Below are 771 nucleotides of genomic sequence, written 5' to 3'. Positions count from 1 at the left end.
GGCCTCGCGGGCGGCGGCGCCCGGCCCGTCCTTCGGGGCGAAGCGGCGCAGCACCGCCTTCACCCGCTCGACCAGCAGGCGCTGCGAGAACGGCTTATGGATGAAGTCGTCGGCGCCCATCTTGAGGCCGAACAATTCGTCGATCTCCTCGTCCTTCGAGGTGAGGAAGATCACCGGAAGGTCCGATTTCTGCCGCAGGCGCCTGAGAAGCTCCATCCCGTCCATGCGCGGCATCTTGATGTCGAAGATCGCGAGGTCGGGGGGCGAGTGCTTGAGCCCGTCGAGCGCCGAGGCGCCGTCGGTGTAGGTCTGGATCCGGTATCCTTCGGTCTCCAGCGCGATCGACACCGAGGTGAGGATGTTGCGGTCGTCGTCGACGAGGGCGATGGTCGGCATGCGCGTTCCTTGACTGACGGGGCGGTCGCGGGCGCGTGGCGGTGGCCCGCGTCGCCGCCTCCGGCCCCGGACGGGGCAGGCAAAAACGCGAACGCGACGACGAGTCGTATGACCGTGTCCGTTTCGCGCGGACGGTCTGTCGCTTTAAGCCGAAGTTTCGAAAAAAGCGAGCGGCCATGGGAGCTTGGCCGTATCCGGGCGATGCGCCGCGTCTCGCCCGTCTCGTCGGCGGTCGCGATTTCGCCCTATGATGCGGTCGGCGCGGCGTTTTTCGTTTCCGCCGCTTCCGGGGAGCGAGGGGCGCGATGGCTGAGACATCCGACGGCGTGGGCGGGACCGAATCGGGGGGGCCGCGCGGTCCGGCGCGGCCGCTTC

The 771-nt window shown here is 68.6% G+C and carries 1 protein-coding gene; it reads right to left on the bottom strand.

Features of this window, described 5'->3' with window-relative positions; all coding sequences use genetic code 11:
- The coding region (locus FV222_RS28055) for a response regulator (RefSeq protein WP_147816406.1) at window positions 1-396 on the bottom strand (396 nt) is incomplete at its 3' end.
- Between the last annotated feature and the right edge of the window lie 375 nt (window positions 397-771).

The sequence above is a fragment of the Methylobacterium sp. WL103 genome, from assembly GCF_008039885.1.
Lineage (GTDB): Bacteria > Pseudomonadota > Alphaproteobacteria > Rhizobiales > Beijerinckiaceae > Methylobacterium > Methylobacterium cerastii.
This window is presented reverse-complemented; position numbering and strand designations above follow the sequence as displayed.